At 45.1% G+C, this 6,026-nt stretch carries 2 protein-coding genes; one reads left to right on the plus strand and one right to left on the minus strand.

All coding sequences use genetic code 11. The annotated features are described in order from the left end of the window. Window positions 1–173 precede the first annotated feature (173 nt). On the minus strand, window positions 174–1,385 hold the full coding sequence (locus QT974_RS29585; RefSeq protein WP_333471957.1) for an RNA-guided endonuclease InsQ/TnpB family protein: 1,212 nt from the start codon (window positions 1,383–1,385) through the stop codon (window positions 174–176). A gap of 191 nt (window positions 1,386–1,576) precedes the next feature. Between QT974_RS29585 and QT974_RS29590 the strand changes: the two genes are divergently transcribed. Further along, window positions 1,577–5,890, plus strand: coding sequence for a PAS domain S-box protein (locus QT974_RS29590; RefSeq protein WP_333471958.1), 4,314 nt, complete (start codon window positions 1,577–1,579; stop codon window positions 5,888–5,890). Window positions 5,891–6,026 lie beyond the last annotated feature (136 nt).

Genomic DNA, 6,026 nt, shown 5'->3' on the forward strand with positions numbered 1-6,026 from the left:
AGTTGCATAACGAGAATCAAACCATTGATGCCGTAGGGGTATCGGCTCTATTCATCAAGTTATTTATGTCCTCACCGATGTGGCGGTTGCTATACAATGCCAAAAATTCCCCCAGAACTCGCAAACCCCCGCAGACAGGAAATCTTGCATCTGCCTAGAGAAATACAAGTGAACTACTCACCGTCAAGCGGGATACCGCTATGACGGGAGCTTCCAACTTCAACCGGAACAGCATCCAGCAAGATCGAAATCTTCCCAGGTTGACTTACATTCCGTCCATTGGCAGTAGCACTGGTTCCCAATGCCAAAATCCGCAAGGCTTCATCCCGAATGTTTTTCGCTGCATTGATATCTCTATCGTTATGGCTGTGACACTTAGGGCAATTCCAGTGACGAACATTCAGAGGCATGGATGATACTTTATGGAGACAATTATTGCAAGTCAAAGAGCTAGGGAAAAATCGATCAATTTCGATATATATCTTGCCTAGTTTTTCAGCTTTGTATTTGAGCATTGTTCCAAACATCCCCCATCCAGCATCGCTAATAGCTTTGGCTAGACAGTGATTACGTACCATACCTTTGACGTTGAGATTTTCTACTGCAATAACTTGGTTTTCGTCTACTATCTTGCGGGACAGCTTGTGCAGAAAATCGACCCGGACTCTCTTGATTCTTGAATGAACCTTGGCTACTAATTTCTTAGCCTTCTGCCTGGTGTTACTCCCTTTTTGTTTACGACTGAGTTTTTGCTGTTTGCGCTTCAGGTTGCGACTGTGTTTCTTGAGATGTTTGGGATTTGTATACTTGCTCCCATCACTGGTTACAGCAAAGTCAATCAGACCAACATCTAAGCCAATAGCCTTGCCCGACGCATTACTTTCCGGTGTTTCTAGCCCATCATCAACCAAGATCGAAGCATAGTATTTACCATCAGTATTTTTAGAAACAGTAACGGTTTTGACAGTGCCATCTAGTGTTCGATGAATTACGCAATGTACCTCACCAATGATTGGCAACTTGATGAAACTATCACCTACCTTGACATTCTGAGGATAACTAATGGATTGTTTTCCATGCTTTGATTTAAAACCAGGAAAACCGCCACGTTTATCAAAGAAGTTTTTGTAGGCAGTAGATAGGTTGAGAGCGACTACTTGAAGTGATTGAGAGTAAGCTGACTTTAACCAAGGATATTCTTTTTTGAGGCTTGGTAGCAGTCCTTGTATTGCACCTCTACTCAGTCCTTTGCCAGTATCTTTATAGGTTGCTTGGCATAAATTCAAGCTGTAATTCCAGAACCAACGACAACAACCGAAAGCACCCGCAAAATACGTCTGCTGCTCGGCTGTTGGGTAGATTCGGAATTTATAGGCTTGGTACATTATCAGTTTTCTACATCTCTGATAATATTATAGCAAGGATACCGAGGAAATGCAAGAAATTTGTTCGTTGGCTACAACTCACACGCCTTTCATCCCCCACTAACCGAGTACGGTATAGTGGGGGAATTCCCGTCTGCCTAGTTAAAATAAATCTATCTAAATACTTAAAAATATAGTTGAACTACCCACAGATGGAATACTTTAAGGTTAAAAAATTCCAAATTTCACCGTATTTAGGGGCAATTTCCACATTAATAGCAATTTTGGTGGGAGTTGGCATTTTAGACCGATCGGAACAAGAGCGATTTTTGGTGCACAACCGCGCTGAAACGCTCGATCGGCTCAGCACAGTCCGTTCTAAGCTAGAAGGCTCTTTGAATTCGCGGCTGTTTTTGATGCGCGGTTTGGTGGCTGACATTTCCCACAAGCCAAGCATCACCAAAGCCGAGTTTGCAGCCACTGCCAGAATTTTGCTAGCAAATCAAACCGGCATTCGCAACATCAGTTTAGTTAAAGGCACGACAATTGCTGACATTTATCCGCGGGAGGGAAATGAAAGGGCGATCGGGGTTGACTTGATGACGCTACCCAAACAGCGGCAAATGGTCAAAGATGCGATCGGCACCAGAAAAACTTTGCTTGCTGGGCCCGTGCAATTATTGGAGGGGGGCGTGGGCTTTGTGAGCCGATCGCCAATTTTTCTGACTCCCCCCAACGCCAAGCCCGAAACAGGAGTTTACTGGGGGTTGATCGGTGTGATCCTCGAAAAAAATGTCCTGCTTGAGGAAGCGGGACTCAACGATCCCTCGGCCAAGCTGCAATACGCTGTCCGGGGGAAAGACGCCAAGGGAGTGTCAGGCGAGGTGTTTTTCGGCGACAAGTCGATTTTTCAGAACAATCCGGTGGTGCTGGAAGTGATTTTGCCCAACGGTTCCTGGCAGTTGGCAGCAATTCCGGCGTCCGGATGGCCCGAGAATTCGCCCTGGCGCGGGTGGCTGCTGGGGGGAGGCGGCTTGCTGGCTGTTTTGAGCTCTGCGGTGGCGTTTAGCTGGGTGTACGGCCCATCGATGCTGCGCGCCAGCGAAGCTAAGTACCGGCAACTGGTGGAGAATGCTAACAGCATGATTGTGCAGTTAGACAGTGAGGGCAAGATTACTTTTTTTAATGAGTTTGCGGAAACTTTTTTTGGGTATTCACAAGCAGAAATAATTGGCAAAAGTGCGATCGGCACAATTGTAGATCCGGCCGATTTGTCGGAAAATCAGTTAGTCATAATGATTCGAGACTGTGTGGCCGAGCCGGACAAATACTTCAAACACGAGAATCAAAACATCCGCCGCAATGGAGAAAAAGTCTGGATAGCCTGGAGAAACAAACCTTTGCTCGATTCTCAAGGGCGATCGATCGGGCTGCTGTTCGTCGGTACAGACATTAGCCATCGCAAACAAGTTGAAATCGCCCTGCAAGCTTCAGAATCTGAACTTAGGGGTTTATTCGCTGCCATCGACGACATTATTTTTGTCCTCGATCGGGAAGGACGCTACCTAAAAATTGCGCCCACAAATCCCGAACTTTTGTACAAACTACCGGCGGAACTTCTCGGTCAAAAACTCAGCGATGTATTAGAGCCTGAAACAGCAGAATTTTTCATGGATAAAATTCGCAGCGCTGCCGCTACCAATCAACCCTGTACTTTTGAATACAACCTGAACACTGGCAGCCTGCAAAGATGGTTTATTGGCAAAATTGCACCGATGCAGGACAACAATTTCATCTTCGTCGGGCGCGACATTAGCGATCGCAAACAAGCTGAAATTGCCCTGCAAGCTTCAGAAGCAGAATTGCAGACTTTGTTTGCCGCCATGAACGACGTAATTTTTGTGATAGATATTGAGGGACGCTATCTAAAAATTGCCCCGACAAATCCCGAACTTTTGTACAAGCCACCGACGGAAGTTATCGGTCAAAAAATTAATCATATATTCGAGCCAGAAATAGCAGAATTTTTTTTGGAGCAAATTAATATCGCTGTCTCTACTAATCAAAGCTTGAGTTGTGAATATCACCTGGAAATTGGCAGCGAACAAAAGTGGTTTGCCGCTACCGTGGCGCCAATGCAGGAAAACGCAGTTCTGTGGGTGGCCCGCGACATTACCGAGCGCAAGCAAAATGAAAATTGGTTGACTGGTCAAAAACAAATTTTAGAAATGATTGCTCGGGGCGCAACTCTTGCCGATACTTTAAATACTTTAGTTAAACTTATCGAACAGCAATCAAAAGATGTCATGGGTTCGATTTTGCTTCTCGATAGAGACTGCAAACATTTTATGCACGGAGCCGCCCCGAGTTTGCCAAAAAGTTACAATGCTGCTGTTCATGGACTAGCCATCGGCCCGAATGTTGGTTCCTGCGGCACTGCTGTCTATCGCCGCCAACAGGTAATTGTTACAGATATTGCTACCGATGCTTTGTGGGCACCCTTTCGAGATTTAGCCTTGAGTGCTGGACTGGGAGCTTGTTGGTCTACTCCGATTGTCTCATCTGGCGGTCAAGTTTTGGGGACTTTTGCCATGTATTACGCCCAACCGCGCACTCCGGAGAATTTTGAACTGGAATTGATCGAATCAGTCAGGAATTTAGCCGGAATTGCGATCGAGCGCAAACAAGCAGAAGAAAGTCTTCAAAAATTGAATGAAGACTTAGAAAATAGAGTTGTGGAGCGCACATCGGAATTGAGCAAAGCTTTTGTTCAGTTGCAAACAGAAATTGCCGAACGCCAGGAAGCCGAGCAAGAATTGAGGGAAAGCGAGAGCAAATTTCAAAAGCTTTCGGCTAATTTGCCGGGAGTAATTTATCAATTTTTGTTGCGTCCAGATGGCTCTTTCAGTTTTCCTTACATAAGTCCTGCTTGCCGACAAATTTTTGAGTTGGAACCAGAATATGTGATGCAAAATCCGGCTTTTGCAAGTGATTTTATTCATTCCGAAGACAGCCAAAATTATGAGGAATCTATTATTATTTCAGCGCAAACTTTGCAACCTTTTCAGTGGGAAGGACGGATGGTGCTACCTTCGGGCAAGATTCGCTGGTTTCAGATAATTTCCCGTCCCGAAGCTAAGGAAAACGGCGATATTCTTTGGGACGGTATCATCACTGATATTACCGATCGCAAACAAGCTGAGTTAGCTTTGCAAGAAAGCCAGCAGTTTATTCAAAAAATTGCCTATGCTACTCCCGGCATTTTGTATCTTTATGACTTGGAAGAACAGCAAAATATCTATGCTAATTCTTCTATTGGTACGATTTTGGGATATACATCTGAAGAAATTCAAGTGATGGGTTCATCGCTGCTCCCTCAGTTAATGAACCCCGAAGATTTGCCGAAAATTTTGGAACATCACGCGAGCTTTGCAGGAATTGAAGATGGCGAAGTTCAGGAAATTGAGTACAGGATGCAGGCTGCGAACGGTCAATGGTTTTGGCTGCAAAGTCGGGATAGTATTTTTAGCAGAAATTCTCAGGGTCAGTCAAAGGTAATAATTGGATTTGCCCAGGATATTACTACTCGGAAACAAGCTGAGCAAGCTCTGCGACTAAGCGAGGTGCGAGAAAGAGAAAGAGCTACAGAGCTAGAGTCGGCGCTGTTGGAATTGCGCTCTACTCAATCTCAGCTCATTCAAACTGAAAAAATGTCTTCTTTGGGGCAGTTGGTTGCAGGGATTGCCCACGAAGTTAATAATCCGGTTAATTTCATTCACGCTAACATTGCTTATCTCCACCAGTATACTACGCAGTTGTTGGATCTGGTGACTCTTTACGAAGATCAGTATCCCGAACCTAATCCAAAAATTGTCGATCGCATCGAAGAGATTGATTTGGATTTTATGGCTGATGATTTAAAAAAAATTGTGGGTTCGATGCAGGTAGGAACCGATCGCATCCGGCAAATTGTCCTGTCGCTGAGAAATTTCTCGCGGCTGGACGAAGCGGGAATGAAGCCGATCGATATTCACGCCGGAATTGACAGCACTTTGTTGATTTTGCAGCACCGCTTGAAGAGTCACGACAGGCGCCCGGAAATTGAAGTAATCAAGGAGTTTGGTCAACTGCGCCTTGTCGAATGCTACGGGAGCCAGCTAAATCAGGTATTTATGAATATTCTGGCTAATGGAATTGATGCGATTGAAGAACGATATCACAAGTTATCACTTACAGAACCACAGCCTCATAGCGGTCGGATTGTTATTTGCACTCGTCTGACGCCGCAAAACACGGTCATCGTCAAGATTTCCGACAACGGTACGGGTATTCCGCAGGGGATAGTCGAGCGCATTTTTAACCCGTTTTTTACGACAAAAGATGTGGGGAAGGGTACGGGGTTGGGAATGTCTATCGCGCACTCGATTGTGGTAGAAAAGCACAAGGGCAAAATTGAGTGTAGTTCAGAAATCGGAGGCGGAACTACTTTTGCGATCGAAATCCCGATCGGCAAAACCTATCAGTAGTAAGGTGTGTGGATTTTCCATTTTTCGATTTGAGATTGACTCCACAGTTATTGTAGGGTGCGTGAGCTCATAAGACAAGAGTGCAAAAATCCTAGAAGGGCGTAGCATTTGGACATAAAATCTTAGGTTTAACCGA

It is taken from the genome of Microcoleus sp. BM001215392 (genome assembly GCF_036700185.1).
GTDB lineage: Bacteria > Cyanobacteriota > Cyanobacteriia > Cyanobacteriales > Microcoleaceae > Microcoleus.